Source organism: Enterococcus sp. DIV0800, from assembly GCF_050559735.1.
In the GTDB taxonomy this organism is placed as follows: Bacteria; Bacillota; Bacilli; order Lactobacillales; family Enterococcaceae; genus Enterococcus_A; species Enterococcus_A devriesei.
The window spans coordinates 375,547-393,817 of the sequence record NZ_CP187899.1; the positions used below are offsets into that span (position 1 = coordinate 375,547).

16 protein-coding genes and 1 pseudogene are annotated in these 18,271 nt (G+C 38.8%); 3 read left to right on the top strand and 14 right to left on the bottom strand.

Annotation, left to right across the window (positions count from 1 at the left end):
- Positions 1 to 54 precede the first annotated feature (54 nt).
- Both IGI54_RS13720 and IGI54_RS13725 read right to left on the bottom strand, forming a co-directional pair.
- The gene (locus IGI54_RS13720) at positions 55 to 1,404 is read right to left on the bottom strand and encodes a PTS sugar transporter subunit IIC (protein WP_430621509.1); all 1,350 of its coding nucleotides are present in this window, start codon (positions 1,402 to 1,404) and stop codon (positions 55 to 57) included.
- Positions 1,405 to 1,598: 194 nt separating this feature from the next.
- The gene (locus tag IGI54_RS13725) at positions 1,599 to 2,300 is read right to left on the bottom strand and encodes a GntR family transcriptional regulator (protein WP_430621510.1); all 702 of its coding nucleotides are present in this window, start codon (positions 2,298 to 2,300) and stop codon (positions 1,599 to 1,601) included.
- Between the two features lie 245 nt (positions 2,301 to 2,545).
- On the opposite strand from IGI54_RS13725, the gene IGI54_RS13730 reads away from it, so the two are divergent.
- On the top strand, positions 2,546 to 2,695 hold the full coding sequence (locus tag IGI54_RS13730) for a hypothetical protein (RefSeq protein WP_169818947.1): 150 nt from the start codon (positions 2,546 to 2,548) through the stop codon (positions 2,693 to 2,695).
- A gap of 55 nt (positions 2,696 to 2,750) precedes the next feature.
- On the opposite strand, the gene IGI54_RS13735 is transcribed toward IGI54_RS13730, so the two are convergent.
- The 9 genes from IGI54_RS13735 to IGI54_RS13775 all read right to left on the bottom strand — a co-directional run bounded on the left by IGI54_RS13735 (position 2,751) and on the right by IGI54_RS13775 (position 13,626).
- Positions 2,751 to 3,113: a rhodanese-like domain-containing protein gene (locus IGI54_RS13735; RefSeq protein ID WP_071862444.1), complete on the bottom strand. Its 363-nt coding sequence runs from the start codon at positions 3,111 to 3,113 to the stop codon at positions 2,751 to 2,753.
- 5 nt (positions 3,114 to 3,118) lie between these two features.
- On the bottom strand, positions 3,119 to 3,643 hold the full coding sequence (locus tag IGI54_RS13740) for a MarR family winged helix-turn-helix transcriptional regulator (protein WP_216429919.1): 525 nt from the start codon (positions 3,641 to 3,643) through the stop codon (positions 3,119 to 3,121).
- A gap of 145 nt (positions 3,644 to 3,788) precedes the next feature.
- Positions 3,789 to 5,249, bottom strand: a complete 1,461-nt coding sequence (locus tag IGI54_RS13745) for a sucrose-6-phosphate hydrolase (RefSeq protein ID WP_430621511.1) — start codon at positions 5,247 to 5,249, stop codon at positions 3,789 to 3,791.
- A gap of 9 nt (positions 5,250 to 5,258) precedes the next feature.
- Complete coding sequence (locus tag IGI54_RS13750; RefSeq protein ID WP_430621512.1) at positions 5,259 to 7,127, bottom strand: glucose PTS transporter subunit IIA; 1,869 nt, start codon at positions 7,125 to 7,127, stop codon at positions 5,259 to 5,261.
- Entirely contained in the window at positions 7,120 to 8,832 is a 1,713-nt protein-coding gene (locus tag IGI54_RS13755) for an alpha-glucosidase (protein WP_430621513.1), read from the bottom strand. Before IGI54_RS13755 ends, IGI54_RS13750 begins: the two co-directional genes overlap by 8 nt.
- Positions 8,833 to 8,887: 55 nt before the next feature.
- Positions 8,888 to 9,886 (bottom strand): LacI family DNA-binding transcriptional regulator, encoded by a 999-nt coding sequence (locus IGI54_RS13760; protein ID WP_430621514.1) that lies wholly within the window; start codon positions 9,884 to 9,886, stop codon positions 8,888 to 8,890.
- 129 nt (positions 9,887 to 10,015) lie between these two features.
- Positions 10,016 to 11,389, bottom strand: coding sequence for an MATE family efflux transporter (locus IGI54_RS13765; RefSeq protein ID WP_430621515.1), 1,374 nt, complete (start codon positions 11,387 to 11,389; stop codon positions 10,016 to 10,018).
- 54 nt (positions 11,390 to 11,443) lie between these two features.
- A complete protein-coding gene (locus IGI54_RS13770; RefSeq protein WP_430621516.1) occupies positions 11,444 to 11,899 on the bottom strand; it encodes a MarR family winged helix-turn-helix transcriptional regulator in 456 nt (151 codons plus the stop codon).
- A 110-nt stretch (positions 11,900 to 12,009) separates the two neighbouring features.
- Complete coding sequence (locus IGI54_RS13775) at positions 12,010 to 13,626, bottom strand: metallophosphoesterase (protein ID WP_430621994.1); 1,617 nt, start codon at positions 13,624 to 13,626, stop codon at positions 12,010 to 12,012.
- Between the two features lie 805 nt (positions 13,627 to 14,431).
- Between IGI54_RS13775 and IGI54_RS13780 the strand changes: the two genes are divergently transcribed.
- Positions 14,432 to 14,722 carry a hypothetical protein gene (locus IGI54_RS13780; RefSeq protein WP_430621517.1) on the top strand — a complete coding sequence of 97 codons (291 nt, stop codon included), beginning with the start codon at positions 14,432 to 14,434 and terminating at the stop codon, positions 14,720 to 14,722.
- Positions 14,723 to 14,838: 116 nt separating this feature from the next.
- On the top strand, positions 14,839 to 15,195 hold the full coding sequence (locus IGI54_RS13785; protein ID WP_430621518.1) for a YxeA family protein: 357 nt from the start codon (positions 14,839 to 14,841) through the stop codon (positions 15,193 to 15,195).
- A 78-nt stretch (positions 15,196 to 15,273) separates the two neighbouring features.
- On the opposite strand, the pseudogene IGI54_RS13790 reads toward IGI54_RS13785, so the two are convergent.
- The 3 genes and pseudogenes from IGI54_RS13790 to IGI54_RS13800 form a co-directional block, all read right to left on the bottom strand.
- Positions 15,274 to 15,508: pseudogene (locus tag IGI54_RS13790) on the bottom strand (hypothetical protein).
- The gene (locus IGI54_RS13795; protein ID WP_430621519.1) at positions 15,505 to 15,720 is read right to left on the bottom strand and encodes a hypothetical protein; all 216 of its coding nucleotides are present in this window, start codon (positions 15,718 to 15,720) and stop codon (positions 15,505 to 15,507) included. Before IGI54_RS13795 ends, IGI54_RS13790 begins: the two are co-directional and overlap by 4 nt.
- A gap of 1,036 nt (positions 15,721 to 16,756) precedes the next feature.
- Positions 16,757 to 17,509 (bottom strand): stage II sporulation protein M, encoded by a 753-nt coding sequence (locus tag IGI54_RS13800; protein ID WP_430621520.1) that lies wholly within the window; start codon positions 17,507 to 17,509, stop codon positions 16,757 to 16,759.
- Positions 17,510 to 18,271 lie beyond the last annotated feature (762 nt).

An 18,271-nucleotide genomic window follows, 5' to 3' on the forward strand; every position in this document is an offset into this window, starting at 1 on the left:
GGATAGCCAGTTGACTATCCTCTAAATCCCTTCTACGTAAATTTTGATTTCTTTTTAATTCGAAGTTGCACCTTGTAACTGTTCAGCTTTGGCCTTTTTCGCTTTCTCTTCAGCTTCGACTTCAGCTGCTTCACGAGCCAATTGTTGTTTTTCAAAAACCTTGAAGAAGGGATAATAAATTGCCATAGATATCAAAAAGTTAATGATAACTAAGATAGCCGCACCGATACTCCAATCCGTACTCATCCAAGCCGCAATCGGTGCTGGAATGGTAAATCCATAACGCGCTACCATCATTGGGATTATTCCTGATACCGTCAAAAAGTACGAAAGTGTTGTAGTAACTAGCGGAGCAATAATAAAGGGAATCCCTAGCAACGGGTTCATTACGATTGGTGCGCCGAAAATCATTGGTTCATTAATATTGAATAATCCAGGTAAGAAGGACAAGCGGCCTAGGCTCTTTAGATATTTTGATTTTGAAAACATAAAGAAAACAACTAATGCTAATGTCGTTCCAGCACCACCAATCCAGATAAACCATTGTAAAAATTGCTCTGTAAAAATATTTGGCATCGCATGAGCGCTTGCGCCATCAGCGAAAGCTTCCATATTTTCAGCAATCGACAATTCCCAGAATGGACGGATAACCGGCCCCATAATCGCAGGCCCATGAATTCCCAGTACCCAGAAGAAACAAATCAGGAATACAGTCAACAATCCACCAAACAGACTATTACCAGCCAAAACATCTTTAAACGGCATCAATAAATTACTTAAAAAACCGTTGATATCAAAGCCGATCATATGACGAACTATCCAGAAGAACAACAGGATAACACCACCGGGAATCAATGCCATAAATGAATTGGTCACTTCTGGTGGAACCCCCTCAGGCATTTTGATCGTAATGTTCTTTTCAATAAAGATTCGATAAATCTCAACAGAAATAATTGCTGTCACAATCGCACCAAACAATGATGCTGCGCCTAAATTAGCAATATTAATATAACGTCCAGCATCAATCACGCCATCGACATTATCAAAGACTCTTAATGGAGGTGCCGCGGTGACTAAGAAAGACATCACCGATAAAATACCAGCCGTTAAAGAATCTACTTTATAGCTATTCGCTAATTGAGAGGCAATACCAAAGGTTGCGTACAGCGCTAGGATACCGACCGTATAACGAAATGGAATATCTAAAATTGGCAAATAAGGTTCAATTATTGCAGCAATCGACGGAATCGGGAAATTTAAGAAAATAGTAAAAAAGGAGCCGACAATCGTCAGCGGCATTGTTGCTACGATTCCCTTTCTGATTGCCATCATATGTCGCTGTGTTCCGATTTTATTCGCGAAAGGCATCAATTTTTGTTCAAGTGAATTTACAAGTCTGTCCATTTTTTAACCTCCGTTTATAACATTATAATGTTTACAAATGAATACTATCATACAACGCTACAGCTGTAAACGCTTTTTTTGATTCCGTTTTTTTTATTTTTTTTTCAAATTTGATTAAATACGTTAGAATCCTTGACTTCGTGGCTATTTTCTCTATAAATAAAAAGCTGCGGTAAATTCACCACAGCTTTTTGTTAGGTCTCATATTCAATTTGATAGGCATGATCCGATGTATTGTATAATGCTTCCGAGTATTCAATCACTTTTTGATCATAATCATAGGATTTTCGAATTCTTTTCAAAGCTAGCGTTTCTTTTGTTTTTAAAAGGTCCTGCTCCTCATCGTTTAATGCAATTGCTATAAAATCATCTATAAATCGATCAATGTCTAACCCATTTTGGTAAAGAATCCGATAGAGTGAATCTTGTTCAAGATCCGCTTTAGTAACTTTGTCCAAACCAACGGGCAAATAATGATTGAAATAAATATAAGGTTTTCCATCTAGCAAGTACATTCGCTGAAAACAAATCGCTTCCTCACCAAAGTATTCAAACACTGGATCTTCTTTTTTTAACTTGATCTTTTTCACATCTAGAATAATCTTTTCGACATTTCGCTGTGAATTTTCAAGTATCTGAGTGAAGCTAATTGCTTTTGATAGTTTATTGTATGGACGCTCACTAAGAACGGTCGTCCCTTTTCCTCTCTTTTTCTCCACATATTCATCAGCCGCTAACAGTTCGATGGCCTTTCTAACTGTGATCTTACTTACCTTGAAAAGTTTTTCGAGTTCAGTCTCTGATGGTAACATCGTTCCTACCGGGTATTTACCGGAAAAGATATCCTCTTTTATTTTTTCAGCGACTTCCAGATATAACACACGCGTTTTTTTCATATCTACCACCTTTCCATCGTTTATTATTCTTCATTTAGAATAGCATTAAGACTAGCGTTTGAAAAGCCAGATTCAACTTCATCACCAAATATAATGAAGCCTTTTCAGTTCGGAAGATTTTCTAGGAAATTTACCAAATAGATTGACCATCACCCTAATTCAAATAAAATTAATCGCTATCACCATTGCCTTTCCCCCTCAACTTATGTACTGTTTAAGTAATAAATAAAAGCAAGGAGGTCCCTATGACATTCAAGCATATCGTTGTCTTCACTGTGAAAGAATTCAACAAAAACACCGAAAAAGATGGCTATCTGCCTCAAAATGGTGTTGTTATCAATGCCTTTGTGAATTCCACTGGTTTTAATTCTGTCGCTGTCGGTTATGAAAAATAGTTATTGGCTAAAAAAAGAGTGGTTAACGATTCCTTCTTCGTTAACCACTCTTTTTTTATAATTCTTCGATCGGCAAGTTCATGCCTTTCCAGCCTTCCATCGCACCAGCCAGTTCGTAAGCTTCAAAGCCGGCTGATAACAGAATCAACAGAGCTTCTTTGCCTAACGTTGTTCCACCAGTCCAGTCGTAGACAACATAGGTCTTATTTTTATCCAATTCAGCTAAATGATCTGCTAAATCTTTAGCCGGCATCGCGATTGCACCTTTGATTTGGTCTTTTTTTACTTGTGCTGGAGCGTTGCGGACATCTAATACGACGTAAGGGGAATCTTCCTTATCCATATTTTGTAAAACAACAAAGTGGTTGATATATAGGCTCAAGTAGGTTTTTAATAGCTCAATTTTCTTTTCGTTCATTTTTATTACTCCATTTCTTTCGTTAATTTGGTGGTGCCTTGTTTAATTTTATTTAATAGGTAGAAAAACTGGTCGATCTCTTCTTCGGACAATTCCTCCGTCAGTGTATTAACAAATTCAAAATTATCCGGTAAAAAAGCTTCCAGAACTTCTTTTCCTTGATCCGTCATTTGGATTTGAACCGCCCGTTTATCTATTAGTGACGGGATTTTTTTGACCCACTGCTCTTTTTCCATACTGTTTAACAGCTTGGTGATTGTTGCTCGTGAAGCCCCGAGTTTTTCTGCTAATTCAGATGGCAGCAGACTGTTTTCTTCCGCTGAATTCAGAAACATCAAAATAATAAACTTTGATTCAGACAGACCGTACTGCGCTAAGACTTGATCATAAGCCTTCTGCATCTCACGATAGGTCCACTGCAGATCCAAAAACAGTAGTGCCTGTTCTGAATTTGAAGATTTCGCATATTGATCAACAGTCACCTGCATCCGCTGATTGTTGGGTCGATCTTTGAACGTAAATCTTTCCATGATTTTCTCCTTTAAATATAATTAGCTGGCTAACTATATTTAGTATAAACTTATTTTGCTAAAAGTCAACTTGTTTTGCTCAGATCTTTTTTACAAAAAAAAGTGAAGGCTCTCGTCCATACGCGCGTCAAGAACCTTCACTTTATTATTTTTCTAATAGATAATAATTTAACCGAAACTTTCGATTTCCCCTCACAAATAAATTCCGCTGCTGGGTCGTTGGATAATAAGCTGCGGTCATCGTTTTTAAGCCGTGATTGAAAAATAGTTCGCAGGTGGAATGATCCACAAATAATCTCAAATGAAGAGGGCTATTTTCTTTCAAAACCGTCTCGCGTGTTTCACCAAAGGCAGGATTTAGTGGTTCGGCGGTTTTTCGGCGATCAAGTCGGACTTTACCAGTTGTTGTATCATATGTTAATAACAGAGATTGTTCGCCTTTTTCATCCGCGAATAGTTGAACAACTCCTTGCGTATTTTTCGGGATAACCATTTCTAACTCGTAGCAATTTGTAGTTTCTTTGGTCACGGCTTCATTGGACTCGACTATCAGCTGCTCATGGCTTTTTCTCAATTTTTTTGTCTCAGCGACTGGGTATTGCAGCAACTGTCCGTCGATTATTTTTAGTTCTTTGACTAAGCTTAAACAATGGGCCCAGCCATCTTCAAAGGTTGGATAACTCATTTCCGGCAAGCCGACCCAACCAATGCTCAAGCAGCGTCCGTCTGGCGCCGTGAAGGCTTGGGTGGCGTAAAGATCAAATCCTTCATCTAGTAATTGCTGCGGAGTGGGATTTTCCAGGCAGTTCGTTTCTTTCTTGTAAGCATCCGCCAAAATATAGGTGTTAGGATAGACATTTTGATAAGGCAACGTCTTCTGGTCTAACCCTTGAGGACAAAGTAAAAGCAGTAGCTTGTCCTCAATAAATAATAGATTCGGACATTCAACCATAAAACCAAGGTCTTGCGAAATAGCGAGTGTTCCTAGATTCCTCCATTCCTTCAAATCATAACTTTCGTAAACGAGGATCGTTCCTTTTTCCCCAGTCGTTTGTGCTCCAATGATCATTAGATAAGTTTCTTTGTAGCGGATAATTTGTGGATCACGAAAATGGGCAGTGATTTCCTCAGGCATTTGCTTGATCAAAGGTTCTTCGATTTTTGCGATTACACCATCAGTTTCCATCCAAGCTCCTAATTGATAACTGTGACGTTCCCAAGCCTGGTCCCGTACATTTCCGGTATAAGCTAGAAATAATTTTTCTCCCACTGGTAGTCCACTGCCAGAATAAACACCCTGAGCATCATAAACAGAATCTGGTGTTAGCGCCAATCCCTTTTCTTCCCAATGAATCAAATCCGACGAGCTAACATGATACCAAGATTTCAAACCATGCACCGCTCCAAAGGGAAACGCTTGATAAAACAAATGCCATTCACCGTTGAAAAAGCTAAAACCATTAGGATCATTCAACAGACCGGTAATTGGTTGAACATGATAATCCAACCGCCAATTAGAATCCTGAACGGTATTTTTTAAATGTTCAAGATATTCCGCTGGCCAGTCCTGATAGAAACGGTAGCGTTGTTCTTGGTTCCACTCCATTTTCTCCACCTACGATCCAAGAATTGGTAAAACGTAATCTTGATTGTATTCCAGCCCTGCGATTGCTTCTTTTGAATCGGTGATGATCACCATAACCGTCGCATCTTTACCTTTTTCTGCAATCATTTTTAAATTGATCGTACCGATTGCTTGTCCTTGTTTAATTTTTTCGCCGACTTTGATCTTCAGGTCAAAAGGCGCACCATTTAATTCCACGGTGTCTATTCCAAGGTGAAGCAATAATTCCATCCCATTGTCAGCCACGATTCCAACCGCGTGCTTCGTTGGCGCGATCATTTTTACCATACCTGAGACCGGTGCTTTGATTGTTTCGGTGCTTGGTAATACCGCAAAGCCTTCCCCCATCATTTTACTGGCAAAAACCGGATCGTTGACCTCTGAAATCGGAATGATCTCCCCTTCAATTGGTGAATATACTTTTACATTTTTTGTGTGTCCTTCCGTTGGAAGAAAGGTTTCGACTTTGGTATCATTTTTTTTGGTAACAAACAGATTCGTCAAAATGAAGGCTAAGACAAAGGTAGCGACTCCGACTGAAACGTACGTAATGACTTGATAAGGCTGATAAATGTACATTAATGGTGATAACAACACGGCCAATCCGTAGCTATTTGCTTGAATGCCTAATAATGACAGAACCATGCCGCCGACTGCAGAGCTTCCTAACATGACTAAGATCGCTTTCATTCCTGTCCGCATCACCACACCGAATAACGCCGGTTCACTGACCCCTAGCATTTGGGTGACAGTCGCAGAGATCCCAGCCGTTTTAATTGAAGCACTCTTCGTTCGCAAAGCAATCGCTAAACAAACTGCCGCATTGGCAAAACCATACATCGCACACACCGTGATCAATGGATTGAAGCCCGTCGTGGCAATCAAAGACGTTTCAATCATGATAAACATATGATGCATCCCGGTCATTACTGCGATAGGATAAAGGAATCCGATGATCAAACCACCGATACCAAATGGTAAATGCAGGAACATTTCGATTACTTTGACCGCTTGGCCTTCAAACGTATGGACGATAGGACCTAAAACAAACAACGCTACAAAGACAGAAACTAAGATCACAACAAAAGGTGTGAAGATCAGATCCATCGCATTCGGCATTACTTTACGTAATTTTTTCTCTAACGTGGCACCGATCATACCGGTGATCAGCGCCGTTAAGATCGAGCCTTGATAGCCAACTAAAGGAATCACTCCGAAAGCCATAATTGGTTCAGCCGTTCCCCCTGCTACCGCGTAGGCATTCGGCAAGGACGGCGAGACCAGCATCAGACCGATTAGGAAACCAATGATTGGCAATCCCCCCATTTTTTTAAAAGCTGACCAGCAAATAAAGGCCGTTAGAAACCCAAAAGCCGTATCCGTTAAAACAGTCACAGAGGCACTCAACCATGCTGGAATACTATTTGGCGTTAAGCCCATCGTGTGCAAAACGGTTTCATTGAATAAGACACCTTTTAATCCTAAGAAAAGTCCCGTAGCACCTAAAATAGGAATGATCGGAACAAAGATATCCGCGATATTTCGGACAGCCCGCTGCAATGGTGAAGAATCATCTTCGGCCATTTGATCTTTGGAAACTTCATTAAAAGAATAGAGCGACTGCAGGCCCGCATAGACCTTATTCACAATGCCGGTACCTAAAATAATTTGGTATTGCCCCGCATTGTAAAAGACGCCTTTGACTTCTTCCACTTCTTCCACTTGAGTATCATCGATCGCTTTTCGGTCTTTGACTTGCAGCCGTAAACGTGTGGCGCAGTGAGTAGCGGAGACAATATTGTCTTCCCCTACCACTGCTACGATCTTTTCTGCGATCTCCGAATAGTTTGTTTTAGTCATGATTTTCACCCTTTCTGATTACAACTGCTTGGTACGGTTGTAATACCTGCGTTCCATCCGTCAGTTCTACCGTAGGATAATTATTTAACAAGATTTCCCCTGAAGCTTGGACCTTGTGCTTTTGATTGCTTAAATTCACAAAAATCTGAAGCGTCTTTTCTCCTACTCGCTCATAACCAATCACTGCATCCGCGGTTTCTAATGGTACGAAATCGCCGTAAATCAATGTGTCGCGATAGATTGAATGATTCCGCAATTGGATCATTTTTTTGTAGAAAGTCAAAATAGAATCCGCTTGATTGATTTGATCAGCCGCATTGACTTGTTTTTGATCTCCCGTCAGTTTTAACCAGGTAGTCGCTTCACTAAAGCCGGCCTTGTCCGAGGCATCCCATTGGAAAGGGGTACGATTATTGTCTCTCGAACGCTGATTAACAAAATTCAATGCTTCTTTCTCAGAAAAGCCTTCCAATAAAGAACGCTGATAGTTATCGATACTGGAAACATCATTGAAATCTTCAATTGTTGTTCGTTGGAAGTTTTTCATGCCGATTTCTTGGCCTTGGTAAATAAACGGCGTTCCTCTTAAGAAGAAAAATAAGGCTCCTAGTGCTTTTGCGCCTATCTCATTTTGATAGCGTTCATCAGTGATATATTTCGATAAGGACCGAGGCTGATCGTGATTTTCTAAAAAATTCGCCCCCCAGCCGCTGTTTTGAATCGCTGTTTGACTCTTGAACAATAATTCTTTTAAATCTTGTGGCTGCCAATTCGTTCGGCGGAACCACTCGCTTCCGTTCTCTACATCCACGTCCGCATAATGAAAATCAAAAATCATATTGAAATAGCCGTCCGACCCAATGTATTGATCGTATTGTTCATAAGGAACGCCTGGCGCCTCCCCGACACTGACACATTCATATTTTTGGAATGTTTCCCGATTCAATTCAGCTAAAAAGTTTTCAATCCCTGGGCGATTGCGGGTCTTTTCTTTGACACTACCAAGCCCATCACTACCATCCACGGCAATATCACTGTAGTCCTGATCTTTTTTAATAAAAGTGATGGAATCGATCCGAAAACCGGCAATTCCCTTTGACAGCCACCAATTGATCATTTCATAAATGTCTCGTCGCAATGCCGGATTTTCCCAATTCAGATCCGGCTGCCGTTTGTCAAACGTGTGAAAGTAATACAGGTTCTCCTCATTCGGCACTGGTTCCCAGACACTGCCGCCAAAGATCGAACGCCAATTATTGGGTGGATTCCCCTCTTTGCCTGATTTAAAAATATAATAATCACGATAAGGACTCTTGGCATCGGCTAACGCCGCTTGAAACCAAGCATGTTCATCCGAGGAATGGTTGACTACCAGATCAAGGATCAATTTGATTCCTCGCGCTTTGGCTGCTTCAATCAGCTCATTCAAGTCTGCCATTGTGCCAAATTCTTTTTGTATACCTTTATAATCAGCTATATCGTACCCATTATCAACCATTGGCGAGGTGAAAATCGGACAGATCCATAGCATCGTGACCCCTAGTTCAGCTAAATAATCCAGCTTTTCCGTGATTCCTTTGATATCGCCGATACCGTCATTATTACTGTCATAGAAACTTTTCGGATAAATTTGATAAACTACCTCTTCTTTCCAAAACTTTTTGTCTTCATCAACCAAGTTCTTTTCTTTTAAAAGCATCTCCATAATTTAAATCTCCTTTTGTGGTATCGATACCACATTTGTTTTAAAGAAAATCCGCTTATGCAGATTTTCGAATAATCAATTCTAAAACTAATTCTGTCTGATCTAACTGATAGCTATTCCCTTCCATTTTCGCAATCAGCAGGTTGGTCGATTCTCTGCCTAATGCTTCGATTGGCTGAGCGATCGTCGTCAACGGTACCGCCAAAATCCCAGTAAAGGGCTGATTATCAAAACCTAAAATCGCTAAATCTTCTGGAACTTGCTTTCCCTGTGAGAGATAGGTTTCTAAAATACCGCTAGCCACTTCATCACTACTAGTGAACACTGCGTCAGGTCGAAGCTCTGCCGGCAGCGACAGCATCTTCTCGGCAACTTGCCGGCCATCTTCAATTGAATGAATCTGTTTGAAAATCCAATCGATCTTCATTGACAAGTTATGGCGATTTAAAGCTCGTTCAAATCCTTCGGTCCGAGAATTCCCATGACCGCCGCGAGTCAATGTTCCACCTGTACAGTAGGCGATTTTTTTATAGCCCTGATTGATCAAATATTCCGTCGCCTGATAGCTTGCCGCCTCTTGATTGGTAAATACTTGCGGTAGCTTTGCATCAGGGATCTGTTCGTTGCATAATACGATCGGACCATACTCTTGATAGGCTTCAATAACTTTGGCATCGCCTTCGATCGAACACATGATTAGTCCAGAAATCACTTGCTGTTTCAACATTTCCAACATATTAGTCTCCGCCTGTTTATCATCATAGGTCTGCATGACTAAAACATTATAGCCATGATGCCGGGCATTTTTTTCGATGGAATCCACCAAATGAGAAAAAAATGGATTCGCGATGCGAGAGACTAAGATCCCAATCATCGTCCCCTTTTTCGAACGCAGCTGGGTGGCTACGGAACTTGGGGTGTAATCCAATTCAGCCATTGCGGCTTGAATCCGTTTCCGTTTATCTTCAGAAATATAGGGATGGTGATTCAAATATCTTGAGACTGTCGAGACAGACAGTCCGGCTTTTTTCGCCACGTCTTTGATTGTTGCCAATTCTTCACCGCCTTATGGTATCGATTTCATAAATAGCATACAATGCTCTGATCTATTTGTCAATCTATTTTATGAAAAAAGCGAATCAAGCAATACCGCTTGATTCGCCAACTATTTCTATGAGTTAATTTACCCTTCATAATCAACCGTCGCTAGTGTCTCTTCTTTCGTCAACTGTTTGATCCCCGTGTAATACCAAATGCCAGTCAATACTACCGAAACCCCATCAGCAAACGGTGCCGCATGTAGCAAACCGTCCATGCCCCATTGTCGCGAAAAAATCAAAATAGCCGGGATCAATAAAATGATTTGCCGTGTCAAGGTCAAGAAGATCGCAGAACGAGTCCGTCCAGTGGCTTGGAAAAAGTTCGAAGCGACGATTTGAAAACCAATCACTGGTAAAAATAAAAACCACGACCGTAAGGCTTTGCTACCAAAAGCAACCAACTCTGGTTCACGGTTAAACAGACTGACTAACAGCTCTGGCGCCACTCTGGTGATGATCCAACCAATAGCCACAATCGTCGTGGCGGTTAAGATCGCTAACTTCTGTGCTTCTTTGACCCGCTGATATTTTTTAGCGCCAAAGTTGAAACTAACGATTGGCTGCGCCCCTTGGACCAGGCCGGTGATAGGCATCAAGAGAATTGTTTGCACACTATTGACAATCCCCATTCCAGAGACAGCGATATCTCCGCCATAAGCCAATAAATTCATATTCAACACCACATTCAGCAAGCTATTTCCTAGCTGCAATAAGAAATTAGGCAAGCCTAGCGCCGTGATCCGCGTCGCAATATGGAGCCGGATCCGCATATTTTTCAGCTGAATCTGATGATGACTGCGCCGGCTAAAAAAATAAGCAAGAATCCAAGCCATCGAAATAAATTGAGACAAAATCGTCGCGGCCGCCGCCCCTGACATGCCCATTTTAAAGACATAAATGAAGATCGGATCAAGAATAATATTGACGCCGGCACCCATAAACATCGTGATCATCGCCAATTTTGGTTGACCGTCTGCCCGTAAAAAATTATTCAAACCTAGACTAACGATTTGAAAAACAGCACCAAAGAAAATGATGCGCATATATTCTGTCGCAAAAGGCAACACCGTTTCACTGGCACCAAACAACTGTAAAACCGGTCCTAAAAAAAGCTGCCCTAAAATCATAAACAGCACTCCGCTGAAAAGTAGCAAAGAAAAGGCATTTCCTAAAGCCAATTCTGCCTCTTGCGGCTTCTTCTCTCCCAGTTTCATGGAAAAAAGTGTCGCTCCTCCGACACCAAATAATAATCCGATGGAAAGCAGAATGATCATAATAGGAAAACCGATAGTGATGCCTGCTAGTCCGTTCGCGCCTAAATCAGGCGCATTGCCGATATAAATACGGTCCACCACATTGTACAATGCGTTGACCATCATGCCGATAATTGCTGGAATCGAAAACTTGATTAATAAATTTGAAACTTTCTCGGTTCCTAAAGGATTTGTTTCTTCCATCTTATTCTCCTCACTTGTGTTCAGACTTTTTTACTAACTTCTCAGCTAAAACTTTTAACGATCGATCGTTGAGTCTTTCTCCTTGTTTTTTTCAAACTCATCCACTTTGTCTACCAACTCTTCTAAGATGGAAAAAATGGCTTGTTGTTTTTCTTCATCAAAGTCCCCCAACAAAATCCTATTCCATTCAAGCAAACTATTTTTGATGCCTTCTCTGATGGCCACCCCTTCGTCTGTCAAAAAGACGCGGTTACAGCGCTTGTCTACTTGATCCTTTTCTTTTCTTACAAACCCTTTTTGCACCAAAGCTTGAATCGTCCGAGTCATCAAGGCCTTGTCCACTTGCAAATAATGAGCAATCTCTTCTTGAGTCACTCCCGGATTTTCATAGAGGAACATCAAAACCGGCTGCTCCGCGGATGTAATGTGATAAGGTTTCAACGCAGTATTCAAATAGATCTGATTCTTGCGATACAAAATCGAGATCAATCTTCCAGGGACTTTATCCATAGTTACCTCCAACTATTAATTGACTTGTCAACTATTATTTTAAGAGCAGCTCGTTGATAAGTCAACTATTATTTTACAAAAAAAGGATCTAACGAATTCGTTAGATCCCTTTACTTTTCGCTGTTTAAAAGACTCAGCAACTCAAACCCGGTATTAACCTTTGAATAGATCGAACAAACCACAAAAAGTTTTTTTCCGCCAAACGCAACTTTTGCGAAGCGGCGGGAAGAAGCTGGAATATGATGATGTCCATGAACCACACCGAGAATATTGTATTCCGCAAAAAGTTCTTCGATTCCCGGTTCTTGACAAATATTTTCCTTATTATACGCTTCGCTCATTGGCGACAGTAAGCTCAGCTCATTAAACAATGGCGCGTGAGAGACGATCACTGTTGGCATTTCTCGATCCTCTCCCAGCAACTCGTTCAATGTTTTCAAAATAAAACGTTGAACAGCTGCTCTTTTTTGGACTAAAGCCACGGGAATCGTCAGCCCAATATAACGAACGCCATCATGGATCAGACTTTCATTGTTCAATACGTGCATTTTCGCAAAACGTTGCGTCAACTCTTCTTTCACTACTCCATAAAAAGAATCATCGCCAATCGGCAATAGATATGAGGCTTCAGCTGGATCAGTCGTTAAAGCTTTAAACCATTCATAGTGGAAAAATGAGCGCCATTTTTTCCACTCATTCGTCGTGGTATCCGCGCTTTCTGGCAACACATCCAGTAATTCGTGCATTCCCATAACATAGATTCCGGCAATCTTTTGATCCTCTACTTTAGAATCTGAAACATCTCCCGCTAAAATATTAAAGTTTCGATTGACGAAAGGCAACTGCCCCTCTGTCGCATGAATATCCGAAAGTACATTGATCAAGTTCCGGTTTTCGGTAGAATGGACGTTTCCAAAAGATTTCGCCAATTCATCTGGATGGACGCTATGGGCAATATAATTCTCGCGCAAATAGGTGAGCTCTTTGCCATATTCCGAGCGCAATAATGGCCGAGTGTTTATCAGCGGCTGATTCGTCAGCCGCAATGCATTTTCGATGCCTTGCTGCACTTCCTGCGGCAATAAAGCTAGAGCTGGCTCAATATTCGAATGAATCGACAAATTATTTTCTAATAATAAAGGATCTGGTTCAGTCGAATCCAACAGTTGTACATTTCCTCCATCGATCATCAAGGGCAGCGCATTGGTCGCCTGTACAACAAAATTCAAATATTCCGAAAGATAACCGGAGATACCGGTTTTAAGATTCTCGCTAAATAAAAACTTTCCGGCTAAATTGGCTGACAGCGGGCCCGTCTCGTCGTGCTGCATCAAACGCCCGGTTACTTGGATCTCTAGTAAAGGATTTTGTAGGATCGCATTGTAGGCTTGTTTCACTTCAAAAGAGTTTTCGCTTACCTTTTGACCTGAGACTTGAAAAATACTTTTGACCAAGTATTTTTCGATCGTTGATTGGTGCAATTCGATATATTGGCGAACTCCCTCTGGCCGTAACAAGTATTGAATTCCCGCTCGCTGAATATAATTTCGCGCGGTATCATAAGGGATCGCCGAATATACCAAATCCCCCTTCGTTGAGATACTCAAGGAGTTGTCTCGTGTATTATAGGTCAGTTGAAAATAATCATTTTTAAAGACCGTCTTATTGACCGGGCGGCGCTTGTTCTCTGGGAACAGCTCGATGCGAGAGGCTAAAGCTGGTGGCATGCGGACTTCATTGGCTTGAGGTAAAAAGCCTGCTCGTCTGCTGAGTTTCTTTTCATCGTCTGTCAATCAAGCACCTCCTTTTTCGTAGTTTCTATTTGCGAAAATTATACCGCAAAAATTGATCAGATAGACGTTTCTGATAGAAAAATTTTGTGCGTTAAGCTTTCTCTAAGCTTTGCCTTGTACACTGCAATTGTGGATGAACTTGGTGTTTGAACTCACGAGTGGGACTTAAAACGACGGTTTGTTTCATTTACACATGAGGTGCAGGTTCGATTCCTGTCGTCCACATTTTAATCGATTACAGCTGAGAGGCTCCTTGCTTTTTTTTCAGTAGTAATATTTGATTTTATCATCCTTCTCTCCATCTACTTTCTCTTCACCTTACGATGTCACCATTTATCTTCCATCGTACAATTGCTACCTGGAAACACAAACTCCTCGTAAAAACATCTATTAACTTTTTTGCAATAGTAGTACCTATTGTAATTTCTACTTGATAGCGTCGATTAGTGGAACTATGTTTTAAAGACTTTAAACAAGACGAACCAGTTTGCTATATTTTTTATGCTACTATTATCCTATAAGATAAACTTAAGGAGATTACTATGAAAAATAATGCTGTTATCTTACTCTTTCTATTATCATTAATCACTCTATCGGCTTGTAGTAATAAAAATGAAACTACTGTGAGCACAACAACTAAAAATAGAAAAAGATTACTCTTCAAAAACTACTGAAGCACATCAATCCAGCAAGGATCAATCCTCCTCAAATTCAACTTTGTCATCTCAAACTATAGGAAATGAAGAAACTCAAAAATCTGATGAATCTGAAAACACTACTATTGAACAACTCCCTGTTAGTAGTCTCTCCGAAGTTTAAAAAAAATGCTAAAGCAGATATTTATAATCGATTAGTCTCTGCTAGAGATGCCGCCGTCGAACACCAAAAACAAACGATTGCGCAAGGTGGAACTGCTAATGACGTTCAAAGCCCTCTTTCGGCTCTAATTTTTGAAAGCAATATTCTTGAAACAGAATATCCTCAATATATTGATTACATTAGAACTACTATTAAGGAGCTAGGATACTAACGTTTATGTTTCCGTGATAGGTTGAGTTAAACGCTTTTTTTGAATTTATTAGAACTTAAGACTGATACATTTTGAAATCATTTGTGTTAACTTACTTATAGAAAGGAGATTAACACATGAAACGTCTAATTAGTTTACTAGTTTTTCTTGTTATTGTCGGTGGTTCAAGTTGGTACTTATATCAACAAAATTTTGGATCTCGTGATCTTTACACAAAAGTTATTCATGATGGTCGGCGAGTTAGTGAAGGTAAAGATAAATACGGCGAAGTTATTCATTACAAGTACAAACTTCCTAGTTTTGATGAAAAAAATGTTAAACATACAATTACTTTTAAATCTGTTGGGAATAAGAAGATAAGGAAAAATGCTTATTTACTCATTCATTACAACAATAAAAAAGGGGTCTTAGGTTGGGAAGAGATTAAATCTACTGATATCCCTAAACCTATTTTGAATTCTTTAATTAGATAATCTTTTCAAACAAAGTGGCTTACAACCACTTCTTTTTTTATAGATACTATTTCTATTTAATTCGCGTGGTTAGCGGAACTAAATATATGATTCCACTAAGTCCATGACTTTCTTCACTATTTCAAATTCGATAGCTTCTGATTCTTCAAAGCCATGTACTATTTCCGGGAATAAGTTGTCATAAACAACCCAGATAATAATTTGACGTTTATTGCCAAAATTAATTTATTAAATGATCTGATTCAACCGTTAAAGTGCTTCCAGAATTAATATCATACAAATCAAAACTGAACTGTATTAACTTCTTAATCATTCGCCGTCCTCCAAATCATTTAGTATTGTTTGATATTCTTCATCGATGCCATCTTTATCTAAATCATTAAACAATGAAACCATCGATTTGATTATTTGATCATGTAAATCATCACTTATAGGCTCATCCAGATTGCCATGAAACATAGGGATTCCAAATGTGCCATGTTCCTCTTGAAGAATCCTATAAACGTCTTTTCGTGTTTTAGTCATGTTGAAACCTCCTTAACTTCGTACCTTCATAGAGAAACCATTTACAATTTCTCGCTTTTTCAATATAGTTAAATAACGAGGAGGAATCACTATGCGAATTGACAATTTACTCAAATCAAACTCATTATTATATGTGGGAATAGTTTTCATCATACTTAATGCAATTTTTCTGAATTTCAATTTTTTCATTAATATTTTGGGATTGGCTCTTATTCTTTTTTCTACGGATATCACAAAAATAATTAATAATTTTCTAAAAGACAATCGCTAGTTGATTGTCTTTTCCATATTATAAAAAGTAGTTGATAGCCTTCGATTACTTAATCAGCGATTCTAATATCAACCCTTTTTTTATACCTATTCCTTTTTGTAAGTGTTTGAGCATATAATAGAATTGCCCTGGAGGAAATAGGTGTAGTACTTGGACAGTCGATTATGACTGTCCTTTTTTTCGTCTTTCTTGATGAAACTTATATTAATTGAAAGATTTCCCTATCATCTTTGGCAAATTTCTTCTTGTTCATTTTCTATAGATACTGCATACTTAACTAGGGGTGATTAAGTTGAAAATGCGTCGTATCTTACCTATCATAGCTATTTGGTGGATTGCAGTAGCCAGCTGTGGAATGATCACTGGGATCACTATTTCGAACAACATAAAAGACAAAACAAAAAGTAAAGATTCTTAGCTTTATCTGTCCTTAAAAAATAGAAATGAACATCAATAAACTCCTCGCTTTTATATCTACTAATTTTTATGTGTTATACTTTTAGTACGAATTGTTTACATTTTCATTTGCTTACTTCAGTTTCCGCTGAAGTAAGCTTTTTCATTGTTATCACGTTTTTTCTTCTATACCGTCTGATTGCGTAACCATTTCTGATTTAAAAATAGTACCAATTGATCAGTATCTTTTTAAGAAAGAGATATTGTACTTTCTCTTCTGTAGAACCTGAAAATACTGATAATATAATTAATGGCATTTCTTTTATCATTCATTATCTGTAATTTTCCATTCCAAATAATGGATATCTTTTACCTTAAAACATGACTAATCCAATTAGCAACATAAGTTTCGATAAAAGCTGCTATAACAATTAGTGGGATGACGTACTTAACATAACATATTAGTAAAAGCTTCAATTCATCAAACAGCCGAGTTTCTGTGTTCTTGGATATTTTATATCTGATCCATTGGTTAAAATTATCAAGAGCTACCATCCAAACGCAAAATGTTAGCAGCTCAACTAGCATATGTGGCAGAGATGAAATCAAAATCACACATCCTTTTACTAACGAGTACCTAAACACTATACCAAATAAGATTCCAGATAATATAGCTGTGAAAATTGGCTGGACCCAATATAAAAATCGTATAGGTATGATTGATAATATCAACATACCTATTGGGACTTTAAATCCATTGTTAAAAATATAAGCAACTACCAAATTTAAACCTGATTTTTGTGATACTGAATTGGGAATATTGCTTGATACAGAATTTAAAGTATCTGATATATTGGGATTAATAATATAAGTTATTACTGCCGAGACAAAAGTAACAACTATCGTGATACTTAAATATTTAATGGACTTTAAGTCTTTATTCATTGGCTCCGCTCCTTTTGTGGATCTGTTGCAAAGTTTTCTGATGAACCTCATTTTAGAGTAAAGTGATAACAAAAGATAGCGTTGGTCATTTACTAGGCATTTTTCAAATCTTCCGACTAATAATATTTCATTTATTTTAGCTTGCTCTGCAAACTTTTTCCATTTAAAAAAGGTCATTGATAGCCCCAATTATAAGAGCTATGTTACTCCGTCCACTTACAGACTGTCTTCGTTTTTTCTGATTCTCCTTTGTTATCCCAACTACAATCATAATGATCATTGTTTCGTACATAATAGGCCATACGGCTGTTTGATGGGATAACTCTATACCATTCGATATATCATAATTTATCTGTTACTTCTTTTCTCTCAGATTTGAAGACAAGAGATTCTTCGTCTGAATCTAAGTTCTTTACCAATTCTGGTTCAAAAATATCTTCATACATATAGAGATTGTGTAAATAATTTATCTTAAGTATTCTGGATACTGGAAAGAGGAGGACATTTCAGACCAATTATCCATCCAATTTTTGGTAACGATCGGATTTTTTTCGCAAAATCGTTTAAATTTTCTAAAGACAGCTCTTTGGTAGAAGTTTTTTTGCTAAGAGATATACTCGAATATGTATGGAACATATACTCCTTTTTGGTTCTGTAAAAAAGGATAGTTCTAAAAAAACAACTTCTTGTCTCAGAAAAAGTTCAAACTTTAATTCCCAACAGAACTTCCATTTCAATGCAGACTGAAAAATCGAAGATAATTCCATCTTTTCGAGTTTTCTAGCATATTCCTCTAAGGAACTCTGGACCTTGAATCGTGGGTGAAGCCGTGTAAAGGCTTTGGTAAAGTTTACTCCGACACTCGATTGTTAGATGGTCTTTTTCAATCAGATTATTAAGGTATTTTAGCGGTTTACTAGGGATCTGTCAGTGACAATA

Excerpts from the sequence above, each read along its gene's own strand:
- IGI54_RS13735 (WP_071862444.1), bottom strand. The coding sequence starts at position 3,113 with ATGAACGAAAAGAAAATTGAGCTATTAAAAACCTACTTGAGCCTATAT.
- IGI54_RS13785 (WP_430621518.1), top strand. The coding sequence starts at position 14,839 with ATGAAACGTCTAATTAGTTTACTAGTTTTTCTTGTTATTGTCGGTGGT.
- IGI54_RS13720 (WP_430621509.1), bottom strand. The coding sequence starts at position 1,404 with ATGGACAGACTTGTAAATTCACTTGAACAAAAATTGATGCCTTTCGCG.
- IGI54_RS13780 (WP_430621517.1), top strand. The coding sequence starts at position 14,432 with ATGAAGAAACTCAAAAATCTGATGAATCTGAAAACACTACTATTGAAC.
- IGI54_RS13725 (WP_430621510.1), bottom strand. The coding sequence starts at position 2,300 with ATGAAAAAAACGCGTGTGTTATATCTGGAAGTCGCTGAAAAAATAAAA.
- IGI54_RS13800 (WP_430621520.1), bottom strand. The coding sequence starts at position 17,509 with ATGACCTTTTTTAAATGGAAAAAGTTTGCAGAGCAAGCTAAAATAAAT.
- IGI54_RS13770 (WP_430621516.1), bottom strand. The coding sequence starts at position 11,899 with ATGGATAAAGTCCCTGGAAGATTGATCTCGATTTTGTATCGCAAGAAT.
- IGI54_RS13775 (WP_430621994.1), bottom strand. The coding sequence starts at position 13,626 with ATGCCACCAGCTTTAGCCTCTCGCATCGAGCTGTTCCCAGAGAACAAG.
- IGI54_RS13745 (WP_430621511.1), bottom strand. The coding sequence starts at position 5,249 with ATGGAGTGGAACCAAGAACAACGCTACCGTTTCTATCAGGACTGGCCA.
- IGI54_RS13795 (WP_430621519.1), bottom strand. The coding sequence starts at position 15,720 with ATGACTAAAACACGAAAAGACGTTTATAGGATTCTTCAAGAGGAACAT.
- IGI54_RS13755 (WP_430621513.1), bottom strand. The coding sequence starts at position 8,832 with ATGGAGATGCTTTTAAAAGAAAAGAACTTGGTTGATGAAGACAAAAAG.
- IGI54_RS13765 (WP_430621515.1), bottom strand. The coding sequence starts at position 11,389 with ATGGAAGAAACAAATCCTTTAGGAACCGAGAAAGTTTCAAATTTATTA.
- IGI54_RS13740 (WP_216429919.1), bottom strand. The coding sequence starts at position 3,643 with ATGGAAAGATTTACGTTCAAAGATCGACCCAACAATCAGCGGATGCAG.
- IGI54_RS13730 (WP_169818947.1), top strand. The coding sequence starts at position 2,546 with ATGACATTCAAGCATATCGTTGTCTTCACTGTGAAAGAATTCAACAAA.
- IGI54_RS13750 (WP_430621512.1), bottom strand. The coding sequence starts at position 7,127 with ATGACTAAAACAAACTATTCGGAGATCGCAGAAAAGATCGTAGCAGTG.